This is a genomic window from Vibrio hannami, assembly GCF_029589055.1.
Lineage (GTDB): Bacteria > Pseudomonadota > Gammaproteobacteria > Enterobacterales > Vibrionaceae > Vibrio > Vibrio hannami.
In genome coordinates this window covers 346,689-362,337 of sequence record NZ_JARQZP010000007.1, presented here as the reverse complement: position 1 = coordinate 362,337, position 15,649 = coordinate 346,689, and the positions used below count along the sequence as shown (strand labels likewise).

Annotated in this window: 12 protein-coding genes and 1 pseudogene; 3 read left to right on the top strand and 10 right to left on the bottom strand. The window is 45.5% G+C overall.

Annotated elements, in window-relative coordinates; translation table 11 throughout:
- Positions 1 to 91 precede the first annotated feature (91 nt).
- The 3 genes from P7F88_RS16085 to P7F88_RS16075 form a co-directional block, all read right to left on the bottom strand.
- Complete coding sequence (locus P7F88_RS16085) at positions 92 to 931, bottom strand: ABC transporter ATP-binding protein (RefSeq protein ID WP_277826341.1); 840 nt, start codon at positions 929 to 931, stop codon at positions 92 to 94.
- A gap of 16 nt (positions 932 to 947) precedes the next feature.
- The gene (locus P7F88_RS16080) at positions 948 to 1,883 is read right to left on the bottom strand and encodes an ABC transporter permease (protein WP_277829201.1); all 936 of its coding nucleotides are present in this window, start codon (positions 1,881 to 1,883) and stop codon (positions 948 to 950) included.
- 111 nt (positions 1,884 to 1,994) lie between these two features.
- The gene (locus P7F88_RS16075) at positions 1,995 to 3,296 is read right to left on the bottom strand and encodes a CmpA/NrtA family ABC transporter substrate-binding protein (RefSeq protein ID WP_277829200.1); all 1,302 of its coding nucleotides are present in this window, start codon (positions 3,294 to 3,296) and stop codon (positions 1,995 to 1,997) included.
- Positions 3,297 to 3,771: 475 nt separating this feature from the next.
- Here P7F88_RS16075 and P7F88_RS16070 point away from each other — a divergent pair, with 475 nt between their 5' ends.
- A complete protein-coding gene (locus P7F88_RS16070) occupies positions 3,772 to 5,373 on the top strand; it encodes a cation:proton antiporter family protein (protein ID WP_277826339.1) in 1,602 nt (533 codons plus the stop codon).
- A gap of 103 nt (positions 5,374 to 5,476) precedes the next feature.
- Here the strand turns inward: P7F88_RS16070 and rnd are convergent, their stop codons facing one another.
- From rnd to P7F88_RS16035, 7 genes and pseudogenes are all read right to left on the bottom strand, one after another.
- Complete coding sequence (rnd, locus tag P7F88_RS16065; protein WP_277826337.1) at positions 5,477 to 6,592, bottom strand: ribonuclease D; 1,116 nt, start codon at positions 6,590 to 6,592, stop codon at positions 5,477 to 5,479.
- Positions 6,593 to 6,687: 95 nt separating this feature from the next.
- The gene (gene fadD, locus P7F88_RS16060; protein ID WP_277826335.1) at positions 6,688 to 8,391 is read right to left on the bottom strand and encodes a long-chain-fatty-acid--CoA ligase FadD; all 1,704 of its coding nucleotides are present in this window, start codon (positions 8,389 to 8,391) and stop codon (positions 6,688 to 6,690) included.
- Between the two features lie 89 nt (positions 8,392 to 8,480).
- Positions 8,481 to 9,356 carry an alpha/beta fold hydrolase gene (locus P7F88_RS16055; protein ID WP_277826333.1) on the bottom strand — a complete coding sequence of 292 codons (876 nt, stop codon included), beginning with the start codon at positions 9,354 to 9,356 and terminating at the stop codon, positions 8,481 to 8,483.
- A gap of 17 nt (positions 9,357 to 9,373) precedes the next feature.
- Positions 9,374 to 9,928, bottom strand: coding sequence for a Slp family lipoprotein (locus tag P7F88_RS16050; RefSeq protein ID WP_277826331.1), 555 nt, complete (start codon positions 9,926 to 9,928; stop codon positions 9,374 to 9,376).
- 18 nt (positions 9,929 to 9,946) lie between these two features.
- On the bottom strand, positions 9,947 to 10,243 hold the full coding sequence (locus tag P7F88_RS16045; protein WP_277826329.1) for a chromosome partitioning protein ParA: 297 nt from the start codon (positions 10,241 to 10,243) through the stop codon (positions 9,947 to 9,949).
- A gap of 35 nt (positions 10,244 to 10,278) precedes the next feature.
- A pseudogene (gene tsaB / locus P7F88_RS16040) lies at positions 10,279 to 10,979 on the bottom strand (tRNA (adenosine(37)-N6)-threonylcarbamoyltransferase complex dimerization subunit type 1 TsaB).
- Positions 10,980 to 11,062: 83 nt separating this feature from the next.
- Positions 11,063 to 12,979, bottom strand: a complete 1,917-nt coding sequence (locus P7F88_RS16035; RefSeq protein ID WP_277826327.1) for a DNA repair helicase YoaA — start codon at positions 12,977 to 12,979, stop codon at positions 11,063 to 11,065.
- Between the two features lie 268 nt (positions 12,980 to 13,247).
- Here P7F88_RS16035 and P7F88_RS16030 point away from each other — a divergent pair, with 268 nt between their 5' ends.
- Both P7F88_RS16030 and mpaA read left to right on the top strand, forming a co-directional pair.
- Positions 13,248 to 14,915 (top strand): ABC transporter substrate-binding protein, encoded by a 1,668-nt coding sequence (locus tag P7F88_RS16030; protein WP_277826325.1) that lies wholly within the window; start codon positions 13,248 to 13,250, stop codon positions 14,913 to 14,915.
- Positions 14,916 to 14,944: 29 nt separating this feature from the next.
- The gene (gene mpaA, locus P7F88_RS16025; protein ID WP_277829199.1) at positions 14,945 to 15,646 is read left to right on the top strand and encodes a murein tripeptide amidase MpaA; all 702 of its coding nucleotides are present in this window, start codon (positions 14,945 to 14,947) and stop codon (positions 15,644 to 15,646) included.
- Positions 15,647 to 15,649: the final 3 nt, after the last annotated feature.

The window sequence follows — 15,649 nt, the reverse complement described above, 5'->3', positions numbered from 1 at the left end:
CGGCGGGCGTTCTAAATTCCGTTTTTCTCTACCTTGCGGTGAGGTTTTAAAGTGCTCTGTTTAAAAGTGCCATATTTAAAGTGATGTGCTTTTATGCACGTTTGCGTTGAGTTTCACTCTTCTTCTTTCGATCTGTTGGCAGAGTTTCTACCTTACGTTGCTTCTCATATAGGAAGGTGAGGACTTCTGAACGCAGATGGTTGTACGCTGGCTCTTCAGCCAGAGTAATGCGGTTCCTTGGACGCTCCAGGTCAACTTTCAGTATTTCACCGACAGTTGCAGATGGGCCATTCGTCATCATGACAATTCGGTCTGAAAGCAGCACAGCTTCATCCACATCGTGGGTAATCATGATGACCGTATTGTTCAGTTCTTCCTGAATTTCCATCAGTGAGTCCTGCATGTGAGCCCTTGTTAACGCATCCAGGGCACCGAATGGTTCATCCATCAGCAAAACCTCGGGCTGCATAGCCAGAGCACGTGCAATACCTACACGCTGCTTCATACCGCCTGATATCTCATCAGGGCGTTTATGCATTGCGTGATCCATGTGCACAAGGTGAAGGTTGTATTCAATCCACTCCTTCATCTCCTGTGGGTTCATTTTGTTCTTAAATACTTGCTTAACGGCTAGCTCAACGTTCTGGTACGCCGTAAGCCACGGCAGCAACGAGTGGTTCTGGAACACGACCGCACGCTCTGGTCCTGGTGCGGACACCTCTTTGCCGTTAAGAATAACGCCACCCGTTGTTGCCTGATAAAGGCCGGCTACGACGTTAAGTACTGTTGACTTACCACAACCAGAGTGACCAATCAGCGAGATAAACTCACCTTTGTTGATTTTCAAGTCGACATCTTTCAGAGCAGTAAATGGCCCTTTGGGAGTCGGAAATACCATATCGATATGGCTAATATCTAAAAACGGATTCATCTTTTTTATCTCCCTCTTAACGCACTTCTGCCGCTTTATCCCAACTCAGCAAACGCTGTAGTTGCATCATGCTACGGTCCAGTAAGAAACCAATCAGACCAATCACCAGTACTGCTGTCATAATTCGGCTTAGTGATTGTGAGCTACCATTCTGGAACTCATCCCAGACAAACTTTCCAAGTCCAGGGTTCTGAGCCAGCATTTCTGCCGCGATTAATACCATCCAGGCAATACCAAGAGATAAACGCATACCTGTGAAAATGGCTGGCACTGAAGCAGGAAGTACAATCTTACGAACGTGAGTTAAAGAGTTCAGGCGAAGAACCCGACTAACGTTAACCCAGTCTTTTTCGATAGAAGTTACGCCAACCGCTGTATTGATGACCATTGGCCACAAGCAGCAAAGGGTTACAGTAATGACTGAGTTTACAAATGACTTAGCCACAATCGGGTCCGGCGATACGTATAATGCACTCACTACCATAGTTACCAGTGGTAACCAGGCAAGTGGAGAAACTGGTTTAAATATCTGAATAATAGGGTTAACCGCTGTATTCAGTGCTTTACTCAAGCCCACTGCAATGCCTAGCGGGATTGCAATAACAGCAGCCAGTAAAAAGCCTGTCATCACTGTAATTAAGCTGGTAACAATCTGATCCAGGAAGGTTTCTTTACCAGTATAAGCTCGAATTTTAGGTTGATAAGTTGGATCCGCTGCAACTCGCTTCGCGTTGCGCGCTTCCTGTCTTTCGTAAAAAGCAGCCTCTTTGGTACGCTCAGCAGTATGCTCCTGATACAAACTAACTACCTGTTCGCTCACTTCTTGAGGTCCAGGAAACTTACCAAGCGATGTATTTATACTATTTGCTGTCACGGCCCAGATAACTAGAAAACAGCAGATTCCAGCGACAGGTAGTGCAAGACTTTTCAGTGAACTCACCAAAACCTCCATCGCCTTTACTCCAACACTGGCCTGATCTTGTGGGTTAAGTATTTCGTTTTTTGTCGACATAGCCTTCTCCAGTCGCCGGCTCTACAGCCGGCTTCAGGTTATCTATTAGGGTTAAAGAGTCTGACCAGATTTCAGGCCAATGCTAAACTTGTTGATATATTCATTTGGCTTAGTGCCGTCGTACACAATGCCATCGATGAAGTGAGTCTGTGGGTCGCGGAATCCATCTTCACTAGAAAAGTTCGGGAACTCAGAAGCACTAATGATGTTTTCATCGATAAGAGACTGCGCTGCTTTTGCATAGATGTCAGGACGGTATACTTTAGCGGCTGTTTCTTTGTACCATTCGTCAGACTTGTCTTCGCTGATCTGTCCCCAACGACGCATCTGAGTCAAGTACCAGATAGCATCTGAGTAGTAGGGGTAAGTTGCGTTGTAGCGGAAGAATACGTTGAAATCTGGCACTTCACGCTTATCACCTTTCTCATACTCGAACGTACCTGTCATACTGTTTGCAATAACGTCGTAGTCCGCACCAACATAGTTAGACTGGGATAAGATCTTCACTGCTTCAGGACGGTTAGCGTTGTTGTTCTCATCAAGCCACTTTGCTGCTCGAATAAGTGCGCGGGTTAAACGAATTGTGGTGTTTGGATATTTTTCCGCAAACTCAGCTGTAATACCGAAAACCTTCTCCGGGTTGTCTTTCCAAATTTCGTAATCGGTTACGACAGGAACACCGATACCTTTAAATACAGCCTGCTGGTTCCAAGGTTCGCCTACACAGTAACCGTAGATAGTACCTGCTTCCAGAGTTGCCGGCATTTGTGGCGGAGGAGTAACTGAAAGTAGTGCATCAGCGTCAATCTGACCTGATGTATCGCCTTTATGCGGTGCGTAGTAACCTGGGTTTATACCACCAGCAGCAAGCCAGTAACGTAGTTCATAGTTGTGAGTAGATACAGGGAATACCATACCCATGTTGAATGGTTTACCTTCTGAATTGTACTTATCAACAACTGGCTTAAGTGCATCTGCCTTGATTGGGTGAACAGGGCGGCCATCATCCATCTTAGGGATATTAGGCTTCATCTGTTCCCAGATTTCATTTGATACAGTGATACCATTACCGTTAAGGTCCATTGAGAACGGCGTGATGATGTCTGCTTTCGTGCCGTATCCAATAGTTGCAGCGATAGGCTGACCGGCTAGCATATGTGCACCGTCTAATCGCCCGTCAATCACACCATCAAGAAGTACTTTCCAGTTAGCCTGTGCTTCGATAGTTACGTACAGCCCTTCCTCTTCGAAGTAACCTTTCTCATATGCGATGGCAATCGGAGCCATATCGGTGAGTTTAATAAAACCGAATTTAAGTTCTTCTTTTTCAGGCCAACCCAGCTCTTCTGCCATCGTACTGGCAGAAGAGAACAGACAGAGCCCTGCAACGGCTGTCTTTACAATCCTTTTTACATGAGCATTTAACATATTCCATTTCTCCAAATAAAAAACCCACATGCATGAGTGGCAAAAAATGCCAAATGCATGTGGGCTACGGTGCCTTAATCAACTCAAATACTACGTCGGTGCAGTGACTGTTGATGTATATGTATTTTTATCCCTACTCCGCCATTAGAGCCGGGGGTAATTCGCTAATGCGATAAAACGCTACGAATAAATAGCAACCTCTGTGCCAATTCTTCAAATTCATTTAAAACAAAGAGTTATCAATTTCTTCTAAATTTAACGAATCACTACTTCACCAAAAAAGTGCAACTCTTCACTAAAATGAACACAAAATCTCTTCTATCCTTATTAAAAAATAATAAAAGCAGCTTACTGCCATCGTCAGACATACCACTTTCACACTAGGTAATTTCAGACAAACATGGATCCGCAGCTACTTTCAATTCACTACAGCGACCCTATCTGGATCACAATCGCCCTTATTTGTGGTCTCGTTGTAAAAAACCTGGGTTTGCCTCCATTAGTGGGTTTCCTGATCGCGGGGTTTATCCTGAATGCGCTCGGAGCCCAGGGAGGTGGATTTCTTGGTGTTTTAGCCGATCTTGGTATTACCCTTCTACTGTTTTCCATCGGACTAAAACTTAAGCTGAAATCTTTGATTAAACCAGAGGTGTGGGCTGTTGCTACGTTACATATGGCCGTTGTTACCGCACTTCTAGCCTGGTTAGTTTTGCTCCTTTCATATACAGCACTCCCTCTCATCACAGATCTAAACATAGAAACCGCACTGATGATCGGGTTTGCAATGTCTTTTTCTAGTACCGTTTTCGCGGTGAAAGTGCTTGATGAAAGAGGAATGGGCAGCGCTCTGCATGGGCGGGTATCCATTGGAGTACTGGTAGTGCAGGATATTGCTGCGGTTATATTTATCGCAGTATCTATGGGAAAAATGCCCTCTTTATGGACATTGGCGCTTGTAACCCTGATTCCTTTGAGATTTGTATTTTTTAAGATACTCGACAAGGTTGGTCATGGTGAGCTTTTGGTACTTTTTGGCATCACTATGGCGCTTGTTGGCGCCGACGTGTTTGAACTTGTGGGAATCAAAGAAGATGTTGGAGCACTGGTGTTCGGAATGATGCTTGCCAGGCACCCTAAATCCAACGAGCTAGCAAAAGAGTTACTGAGGTTTAAGGACCTATTTCTGGTCGGTTTTTTCCTTAGCGTTGGTATGACCGCTATGCCCGGGTTGGCTGAAATTCTGATAGCACTGCTATTTATACTCTTTCTTCCTGTTAAAGTAGCCATCTATTTTGGCCTGTTCAGTTTATTCTGCCTACGAAGCAGCTCCGCCTGGCGTTCATCCTTAACGCTTGCGAATTACAGTGAGTTTGGATTAATCGTTGGAGCAATTGCCGTATCATCCGGGTGGCTACCAAACGAGTGGCTAGGCGTTTTGGCGGTAGCTTTGTCTTTCTCTTTTTTGATTTCATCACCAGTGATCAGTGTTCGGGACCGATTATATGCACGGTGGAGGCCGAAACTACGCAGGTTAGAACGAAAGAGCCGTGTTGAAGGTGAAGAAAACCTGGATCTCAAACATATCAAGGCCATTGTATTTGGCATGGGTAGAATGGGGGTTGCAGCCTATGATGCCCTTGAGAGGAACTACTCCGGAACTATTGTTGGTGTGGATCTCGATCAGGAAAAGGCAACCAGATTAACTCGCATGGGACGAGATGTGCTTCCTGGTGACGTAACAAATCCGGATTTTTGGATCAGAGCACCAGAATTGCATCACGGCCTTGAGTGGGTATTACTAACCTTGCCAGTTCATGAAGCAAACGTAAACTCGGTACTACGCCTGAAAGAGATGGGTTATTCAGGGCGCATCGCTGTCACAGCCAAGTACCAGGATGAAGAGGAAGAGCTAAAGGCTCTGGGTGTAGACCATACCTTTAATATCTACACAGTAGCTGGCCTTGGATTTGCCAGTGAGTTGAAAAATTTTGTTGAGAAATGATAGTTGTGTTGGGAATTAACCGATGCCTTCAGCCGAGGTATGCGTTACCACGCTGAGCGTGGTAACGAGGTGAAACAAGGTGAAAATAGCCTGGTTGGGTGAGTTACATCAAAGCATCCAGCTTTTCGCAAAGCAGCTCTTTTCGCCAGCCTGTCGCTACGTCTGGTAATTTAGCAGGGTTACGCTCATGTCGCCAAACCCAGCTGATATATTGATTCAGTTGCTTTTTCGACGCTAAGAACTCAGTCGCCAGGCCAGAAGTGTGGGATACCTTCTTCACTTCATCTTTCAGGTCTTTAAACTTCTGCTTATAGCCTGGCTTGTCCATCAAGCGCTCAATTCTTTCTGGCCACTCTTCTGACGGTGTGTGTTCCGCCAGCTTAACCATAGAAACAATCTTCTCACCGTGACGTCTTATGGCGCGAGGATCCATACCCTCTTCTTCCATCTTTCTTCGGCTCTTAATCGCAAACCGGGCGATAGTCCAAAGATCCTGTTCTTTAAGAACAAAGTTTAATGCTAGGTCTCTTTTCAGAGCTTCTTTAATACGCCAGGCTGCCAAAGGTTTTAGAATCGCAAGTTGCTCTGGCTTAAGCTGCCAGGCACCTTTAATATCCAGGTAAGCTTTTTCCGGTTCCAGAACAGCTTCACGCTTTTCTATCAACAGTTCGGATTCTTGTAACGCCGCTCCCCACCAGCCAGACTCTGACACTTTTTCTTCCAGTTGCTCAAATAGCGGCTTCAGGTAGAAAACATCGGCAGCAGCATAGTCCAATTGCTTTTCAGTAAGTGGTCTTGCTAACCAGTCTGTACGTGACTCGCTCTTGTCCAGTTCCACATCGAGATACTCGCTGACCATTGCAGCAAAACCTGTAGAAAGGCCATGACCAAGAAAGGCCGCCATGATTTGGGTATCGATCATAGGGAAAGGCATACAGCCAAAACTGTTTTTAAACACCTCTAAATCTTCACCACAAGCGTGCAGTACTTTAAGTACCGAACTGTCAGTCAACAAAGATTTCAGTGAAGAGAGATCGTCAATACAAAGAGGGTCAATAAGAGAGAGTCTCTCTCCGTCAAAAAGCTGGATAAGACCAAGTTGTGGGTAATATGTTCTGGTGCGGACAAACTCCGTATCCAACATGACCTGATCGCACTGACGTGCCAATTCACATGCTTCTTCCAGTGCGGAAGTGTTATCAATAATTGTAAAATTCATGTGGTTCCATTAGAAATAAAAAAGCCGGCACCCTTAGTACCGAGTGCCGGCTAGTATATCAATTAACAGGATATTTTGTGCGTATATTTGCTTAATTAGCTGGCAACAGACGCTTCCTGTTCTTCGCGCTTAGCTTGCGCCTCTTCTCGAAGTGCTCGTCGAAGGATCTTACCCACATTAGTTTTAGGCAACTCATCGCGGAACTCAACCAGTTTAGGGACTTTGTAACCAGTCAGGTACTTACGGCAATGATCTATCAACTCATGTGCTTCAAGGCTAGGGTCGCGTTTCACTACACAAATCTTCACCACTTCACCCGACACTTCATGAGGTTCGCCGATAGCAGCCACTTCCAGAACTTTTCCGTGTAGTGCTACCACATCTTCGATCTCGTTTGGATATACATTGAACCCAGATACCAGAATCATATCTTTCTTACGATCGACGATGTGAATAAAGCCATCTTCGTCGAATTTAACGATATCACCGGTAGAAACCCAGCCATCTTCGTCGATAACGCTACGAGTTGCTTCTGCTCGTTGCCAGTAACCCTGCATTACCTGAGGGCCGCGAACCTGCAGCTCACCAGTTTGATCGTTAGCAATAGGATTCCCTTCATCATCGACCATTCTCACTTCGGTTGATGATACTGGCAGGCCAATAGAGCCGTTGTACTCTTCCAGGTTGTACGGGTTAACAGAAACCAGAGGTGAACACTCCGTAAGCCCATAACCTTCCAGCAATGGCACACCCGTAATCTTCTTCCAGCTCTCTGCTACACCGCGCTGAACAGCCATACCGCCGCCGATCGTCAGCTTAAGGTTACTAAAGTTCAGCTCGTGAAAATCTTCGTTGTTAGCCAAAGCATTAAATAATGTATTTACACCAGTAATCGCAGTGAATGGGTACTTCTGCAGTTCTTTGATGAAACCAGGAATATCCCTTGGGTTGGTAATAAGAAGGTTTCGGCCACCAACTTCGATAAACAGTAAGCAGTTAACCGTTAGTGCAAATACATGGTAAAGAGGCAGCGCAGTAACCACCAGCTCTCGCCCTTCTTTTAACACCGGCCCATATGCAGCCTTAGCTTGCAGTACGTTGGCAACCATATTGCGGTGCGTAAGGATTGCGCCTTTTGCAACGCCTGTTGTACCACCAGTATATTGAAGAAACGCGATATCTTCGCCAGATAAAAATGGCTTGATATATTGCAGGCGTCGGCCTTTTCTCAATGCCTGACGGAATGAGATTGCGCCCGGAAGGTTATACTTCGGAATCATCCCTTTCACGTACTTCACCACAAAGTCCACAACCGTGCCTTTGGCTCTAGGTAGCATCTGACCCAGACTGGTAAGTACTACGTGTTTGATTGGCGTATTGTCGACAATCTGCTCAAGCGTGTTTGCGAAGTTAGACACGATGACAATGGCTTTGGCATCAGCATCAATCAGCTGATGCTCAAGCTCTCGTGGTGTATAGAGTGGGTTTACATTGACCGCAATAAGCCCGGCACGAAGAATACCAAACAGTGCAACCGGATACTGAAGCAGGTTCGGCATCATAATCGCAACACGATCGCCTTTTTTAAGCTTCAGCTCATTTTGCAAGTAAGCGGCAAAGGCTCGACTACGTTCCTCTAGCTTACGGAACGTCATGGTTGCACCCATGTTCATAAACGCTGGCTGATCGGCATAGTTGTGTACAGCGTTTTCAAACATCTCAATAAGAGATGGATACATATCAGGGTTGATTGTTTCAGGCACGTCACTTGGGTAACGGGAAAGCCAGGGTTTATCCACGCAAAACTCCTCTCGTTGGCTATTTATTCTAATTTGCGCTTATTACAGCATAGCCAGACCGCTTGAGCACGAAAGTATCAAACAGTTGTTTAAATTTTGTTAACTAAATCCACAATCAGCTCAGATGTTAACTCAGGCTGTTGAAGATGGCAGTGATGGGTTCCTGTAATAGTATGGATAGAGACATTTTGTCCCATGTTAGATTCTGCAAACTGAGCAAGTCTTTCAAAGCCGGAACTTCCAAGAATGACACTATGAGGGCATTCAATGGCAGACAATACTGCCTGAGCATGTTCTGGTGACATTCGATACAAAGAGTCACACTTCAGCTTTGGATCGTGCTTCCAGTACCAACGTCCTTCTCGCTGCTCTGACCCACGCTCTATAATGGGTCTGATTTCAGAGTCAGTTAGTCGATTCAGATCGGCGCGCAACGCCACAATATCTTCGATGCAAGAGAAACCTCGGTCTGGCTTCAACTTAACACGATCACGGCTAATGACCCCTTTTCTGATTCGTTTTACCGCGTTTTGCGGATCTTCGCTCAATGGGCCATAACCTTCTATCTGAACAAGTCCATCCACTTTTTCAGGAAAGGCTGCACTATAGCAACTCGCAATCAATGCACCAAGCGAATGACCAACAATCACTAACCTGTTCGGTGATAAATTAGTCACTAACTGATTTAAATCATCAATATAGTCATGAAAGGGATAAAAATTGTCGGCTCTTCGATGAGATGACTGGCCATGACCTGGTAAATCAACCGAAACAAGATGAGCTGATGGTAGTTTTTCTCTGAGGTTTTCCATGACTGAAATAAAGCTAGCACTGTTATCCAGCCAGCCGTGAAGAAAAACGACCGTTAAATCGGCCGTTTCTTTTACTCCTGACTCTAAAGCAGCGAGTCGTATAAATTCGAGTTGGTATCTATTTTCCTTAAACACCGGCTTTTCCTTAAACACAGTTTCTTCCATAAATACTATTTAACTTCCTGTACAATCCTTCCCTTTGAGACACTCATTCTCATCGACCGACAGTGGAGTTGATCAATACACGGCGATAAGTAACTCCCATGATCCTGAACGATAACGCTCTCTTCTATTCTCCATAGATGAGACCCTGATGCGTTAAGAACACGAAACTTATAGTCGTACTCACCTACTTGACCCTGTTCCTCACCAGCACTGTTACCCAATACGGTGATTAAACGCCCCTCGGAATAAGTCATTGGTTCGAGATAGCCATCAAAATAGGCAACAAAACGCCCTTCCGGATTCGCCTTCAGGTTCGGCTTACCCGCACTGCTGATTGGCATATTAGCGATTTCGATCCGCGTTTTATCTTTCAGATTTGTTACGTTGGCTATCATGCCGCCAAGCCTGATTTCCGACTCCATATCCGCATCTTGTGCCAACCATTGACCATAGTCAGTAATCAGGTTTTCGTTGGTAGAAGCAAGTTGGTCGGGCAGTGATGAACAGGCAGATAACAGAGTGGCAAGAAAGAGTGCAGTGATGATACGTAAACTGGCCATAATGAAAAAACCTTAAATTCAGATGTATATATCGACCCCGACAAGTTGAGCAAGTTCCTCTCTCTTTGCACGATTCAGAACTTGCATATACTCTTCCAGAGCTTTACGTGAGCCACCTTCAGGCAGATCATACTGAATCCGTGCTTTCTCGATATCTGACTCGTGCATGGTACGGATTGACTGGGATACGGCGTTAGCAACTTTGCTAGTCTGAACAACGCCATCCTGAGTACTCTCTTTTTTAACCTCATTACGCTTTTTCGACTTCTGAGGCTTATTGATTGCCGTTGCCGGCAATCCCTGAATAGTAACCATTTAGTACCTATCTGTTTACTCCAGTTGAGTAAGCTCTACTCCCTTCCCGGAAGTTTTTTCCAGGCTACTTTATCACGCAGATAAACCGGACTGGACTCTTCTACCGGGTGGTTTCCCCTTTTTCCAGCTTAAACTTTGCCAGAACCACCATGTCTTGTGCATCTGGGTAAAGTACTTCTGAAGATTCCGTGTTTAGCTTAAGAGCAGACAAGGCTTCAGCATAAGCATCCCAGCCTGTACCCGCTGATGCCCATGTATAATCATCGGCTTCAACCCGCTCTGCTAACACTTCCGGTGGAATAACCTTCTCAGCTTCGACATTCGCCCATTCGCCATTTTCCTGACGCTTATAACGGCCCCAGTATACTTCGCTCATTCGGGCATCAATGGCGCATACAGCCCTTTCTGCACCTTGCTTACGGTACGCTGCCTGAGCCATTGCTTCTAGTGTCGATATACCAATCATCGGAAGTTCTGCACCGAATGCTAAACCTTGTGCAATACCAATGCCAATTCGAACACCAGTAAAGCTGCCCGGTCCCTGACCAAATGCCAGTGCATCCAGATCGGTTAACTTAAGACCTGCTTCTTTAAGCAACTCATCTACCATTGGCAGAACTTTTTTAGTGTGATCTCGTGGAGCGAGTTCGCTGCGAGAGTAGATTTTGTCATTAACAAGCAGTGCAACAGAGCAGTTCTCTGTTGAGGTATCAAGTGCAAGAATTTTTGCGCTCATTTACGCCTCGGTTTATCTATCTAATCTATGTTAATACGAATCGTGAGTACGAATCGCCTTACAATCTGTTGTTAGAACAGTTGTTATTCGGACAACTGCTCCAGAAACTCAGAAACCTGCGTTAAATCGCGGGTTCTTGGAATAGGTGGAAGGCTCTGTAAAAAAATGCCTCCATAGTCACGCGTGACCAGTCGGTTATCGCAGATGATCAACGCGCCTTTATCTTTTTTGTCTCGAATCAACCTGCCTACCCCCTGTTTAAGGGTAATTACCGCATCCGGAAGCTGTACCTGTGCAAATGGCTCTCCGCCACCTAACCTGCAATCTTCGATGCGCGCTTTAAGCAATGGGTCATCGGGAGCCGTAAAAGGCAATTTGTCGATAATAACACAGCTCAACGCGTCGCCCCTAACATCGATTCCTTCCCAGAAAGCACCTGTTGCGACAAGCAACGCATTCCCTAGCTCCATAAACTCAGCTAGCAATTTCTGCTTACTGGTTTCTCCCTGCATCAAAACCGGTATCTCCAGGCTTTCTCTGAACCCATCCGCCAGATCTCGCATCATGGCGTGAGAGGTACAAAGAAAAAAGCAGCGACCACGGTTTTTCTCAATAACAGGCCCTAACATCCTAACCAGTTTGTCAGCTAAACCCGGGCTATTGGGTTCCGGCAAATAACGTGGAACACAAAGCTTTGCCTGAGACTGATAATCAAAAGGACTTGGCAATGAAAATTGCTGAGCTGGTTCTAAACCCAACCGCTGAGTAAAGTGGCTGAAATCATCCGATACCGCCAGTGTTGCCGAGGTAAATATCCAGCTGCCCTGCTTTATCTCCAGCTGTTCCTTAAACTTATCGGCTACCGAAAGTGGTGTGATATGCAGGCTAAAGTGGCGCGGTGAAATATCGTACCAATAAGAGTATCCGGTAATGGAAACATCACATACCCTTTCAATTCGGGACTTAATAGTATTCGCGCGCTCGAAAGCAGCATCAAGCAGCTGACTACGCCCTAATGCTATTTTCAGCACATCAATTGCCAAATCCAAAGCATCGGTGACTCTGGTCACTTCCCTAGCAATGGGCTCCGATTTTATCGCTTCACGCCAGTTGCCTCGAAAACCGGGTTCACCAAGAACAATCCGCATATCCATAGCCGACTGAGATAATCGATCCGCTACTTTCTGCAGTTGTTTCATGTCACGCGCTTCAGTTCGATAACCTATCTCTATGTCTTTTGCCAGTTCCTGAATCTGACGACTCGACACTGACTGACCGAAATACTGACTGGCGATATCCGGTAACTGATGGGCTTCATCAAAGATAAATACATCAGCCTCAGGGATAAGCTCACCAAAACCTGTCTCTTTTATCGCAAGATCGGCCAGAAACAGGTGGTGGTTAACGACCACAATATCGGCATCCAGAGCTTTTTTACGAGCTTTAAGAACAAAGCAATCCTGATAGCTTGGGCACTCTTTGCCTAAACAGCTATCGTTGGTAGAGGTAATTGTGGGAATAATCGGGCTATCTTCTGCGATTTCATCACATTCACCCAAATCACCAGTACTCGTTTCAGAAGACCAACCTCGTACCTTTACCAACTGAGTCAGCAAGGTGGGATCAGCTTCGTTACTGTGGCTCTCTACCATCTGTCGACTCAATCTGTCTAAACAGAGATAGTTGGAGCGCCCCTTCAGCAAGGATACTTGCCCATAATATCCGAGCGCTTGAACCATCAGTGGCAGATCCCGGTGATAAAGCTGCTCCTGAAGGTTTTTTGAACCTGTGCTGATAATCACTTTCTTTCCGCTCATCAACGCCGGAACAAGATACGCGAAGGTTTTACCTGTACCCGTTCCCGCCTCAACAACGAGTTGCCCTTGACTGGCAATCACCTTTTCTACTGCAACCGCCATATCCAGCTGCGCCTGACGAGGCTGAAAACCTGGTATCGCTTTACCAAGCGCACCATCAGCTGAGAAAGTCTTATTGATCATGAGTTCACTGAAAGGAAAAAAGATTAGGGAATTATATACTCAAGTGACCTCAAGATGCATTTTCAGCGAGAATTTATTCGCTAGTAAAATAAACATCCGTTACCTGTTATAGCAGAAAGGTCACCTATCTTACTAATTTTATTGAAGATGTAGATTTATAGCTGCTTACGATGTAACCTAACTATCGAGTTACATTTTTAATGGATTAACACTAGGATTTACTTGATAAATCACACGACAGATTGGCTAAAATATAAGGTTCACAAGGATGTTTAAAAACAATAATTTAAAAAACAATAGCTTCAAAAGCCATATTTTCAAAAACAATACACTTCAGAAATCTCTTCTTGCTAGTCTGGTACTCGCTAGCCTATCGGCCACTGCCGCAACTATCCCAGACAGCGTAAAGCTTGCTGATGAACAACATATTGTTCGTGGTAATGACGCCGAAGTGGCGACCTTAGATCCGGCTAACGCAGAAGGCTTGCCAGAGATGCATGTCATTCGAGATATGTTCGAAGGCTTAGTGATTCAAGACAAAGACGGCAACGTGATCCCTGGTGTTGCGACCTCCTGGGAAACGTCAGACAACAAGACGTTCGTCTTCAAACTCAGAAAAGATGCAAAGTGGTCTAACGGAGAGCCTGTCACTGCACACGACTTTGTTTATAGCCTGAAGCGCGCGATCAACCCTAGCTTTGCATCCGCGAACGGCTGGTATCTAAAGCTAACTAAAATTAAGAACATCGATGCAATTATCGATGGAGAAAAACCTGTCGATTCTATAGGTATAAGAGCGCTCGATGATTACACTCTTGAATACAAACTAGAAAGCAAAGTCCCTTACTTTGTCGCGATGACAGGCCACACCTCTATGATGCCGTTACCACAATCGGTAGTAGAAAAATACGGCAGTAAGTGGGTATCGCCAGACAACATCGTTTCAAACGGCGCGTTCACCCTTGATGAGTGGGTAATCAACGAGCGTATTGAGCTAAAGAAAAATAGCCAATACTGGGATTCGAAGGACACCGTTCTAAACGCGGTTACTTACATCCCTTTCGAAAACCAAACAGCAGCGATGATGCGTTATACCTCGGGTGAAGTTGACATCACATCAGATGTACCAACTCAATTAGCGCCTAAGCTAAAAAAAGAACAAGCCGATGCGTATAAAGTTGTTCCGCTTTTATGTACCTACTATTACGCATTTAATACCACCAAAGCACCGTTTAATGACGAGCGCGTACGTAAAGCAGCATCGTACACTATGATGCGTGACATCATCACCGATGGTATTACTCAGGTAGGCAATATTCCCGCTTACACCTTTACTCACAAGTACATTGCGGGCTTTAAAGCTACGCAACCTAACTACGCGAGTTGGACACAAGCACAGCGTGATGAAAAAGCTCGGGAGCTATTGGCAGAAGCTGGTTATGGCCCAGAAAATCCACTGAAGATGAAACTTCTATACAACACCAGTGAAAACAACAAATCGATAGCAGTAGGTATTGCTTCAATGTTTAGCAAGAACCTGGGTGCCAAAGTGGAGCTAGAAAACCAGGAGTGGAAGTCGTATCTGGTTGCGCGCAAAGCAGGTGAGTTTGACGTAATCCGTACTTCCTGGTGTGGTGACTACAACGAAGCCTCAACATTCCTCACTTTGTTAACGTCGGACAGTGACGGCAACTATGCATTCTACAAGAGCGACAGTTACGACAAAGCGATTGAAAACGCGCTGAGTGCAACATCAGAGTCGGAAAGATATAAGTACTACGACGAATCAGAAGCTATCCTAAGTAAAGACATGCCTATCGCTCCGATTTACTACTACATGCAAGCTCGCCTGGTTCGTCCAAATGTAGGTGGTTTCCCAACCAACAACGTTGAAGGACGCATCTACTCGAAAGACTTGTACCGTATCGCAGACTAACGTCGGTTGAGAAGATAACCTAGATGGATATGAAATCATTGCGTAAGCGCTCTGAACGCGCTTCTTTCGAAATCAGTCCAGTCAAATATGGTCAATCCGCATTAGGTGCTCCACTACTCTATTTTCCCGCCCAAACGGGTGAGGAAAATAGGGGTCTTATCATCGCCGGCACACACGGCGATGAAACGGCCTCGATGGTGGCACTATCTTGTGCGATTCGCTCTATTCAAGCTGGGACGTTAAAACACGATGTTGTTATTTCAGTAAACCCTGACGGCAACCAACTTGGGACTCGAGCTAATGCTAACCGAGTCGACTTAAACCGCGCTTTTCCAACCAAGAACTGGAACGCAGCTGGTGAAGTCTACCGATGGAGTACCAATAGCGAAGTCAGAGATGTGAAAGTCAGCACAGGCAATAGTTCATCAAGAGAACCTGAAGTGGCTCACTTAATCGAACTGATAAACCAACGAGAACCTCAGTTTATAGTCAGCTTTCACGACCCGTTAGCCTGCGTTGATGATCCTGATAAAACCGAACTCGCTCGTTGGCTTTCTGATACATTCAACTTACCACTGGTAGAAGATGTGGGCTACGACACGCCCGGCTCGTTCGGCTCCTGGTGTAAAGAGCAAGTTATCCCATGTGTGACTGTCGAGTTCCCACCAATCTCCAATGATGAAGCCATCGAAGACTATCTACTACCGATGGTTGAATTGCTACAAAAGTAATAG

What these genes read in the sequence shown, in the direction of transcription:
- P7F88_RS16085 (WP_277826341.1), bottom strand. Translation starts at nt 931, where the DNA reads ATGAATCCGTTTTTAGATATTAGCCATATCGATATGGTATTTCCGACT.
- P7F88_RS16080 (WP_277829201.1), bottom strand. Translation starts at nt 1,883, where the DNA reads ATGGAGGTTTTGGTGAGTTCACTGAAAAGTCTTGCACTACCTGTCGCT.
- P7F88_RS16075 (WP_277829200.1), bottom strand. Translation starts at nt 3,296, where the DNA reads ATGGCAGAAGAGCTGGGTTGGCCTGAAAAAGAAGAACTTAAATTCGGT.
- P7F88_RS16070 (WP_277826339.1), top strand. Translation starts at nt 3,772, where the DNA reads ATGGATCCGCAGCTACTTTCAATTCACTACAGCGACCCTATCTGGATC.
- rnd (WP_277826337.1), bottom strand. Translation starts at nt 6,592, where the DNA reads ATGAATTTTACAATTATTGATAACACTTCCGCACTGGAAGAAGCATGT.
- P7F88_RS16050 (WP_277826331.1), bottom strand. Translation starts at nt 9,928, where the DNA reads ATGGCCAGTTTACGTATCATCACTGCACTCTTTCTTGCCACTCTGTTA.
- P7F88_RS16045 (WP_277826329.1), bottom strand. Translation starts at nt 10,243, where the DNA reads ATGGTTACTATTCAGGGATTGCCGGCAACGGCAATCAATAAGCCTCAG.
- P7F88_RS16035 (WP_277826327.1), bottom strand. Translation starts at nt 12,979, where the DNA reads ATGATCAATAAGACTTTCTCAGCTGATGGTGCGCTTGGTAAAGCGATA.
- P7F88_RS16030 (WP_277826325.1), top strand. Translation starts at nt 13,248, where the DNA reads ATGTTTAAAAACAATAATTTAAAAAACAATAGCTTCAAAAGCCATATT.
- mpaA (WP_277829199.1), top strand. Translation starts at nt 14,945, where the DNA reads ATGAAATCATTGCGTAAGCGCTCTGAACGCGCTTCTTTCGAAATCAGT.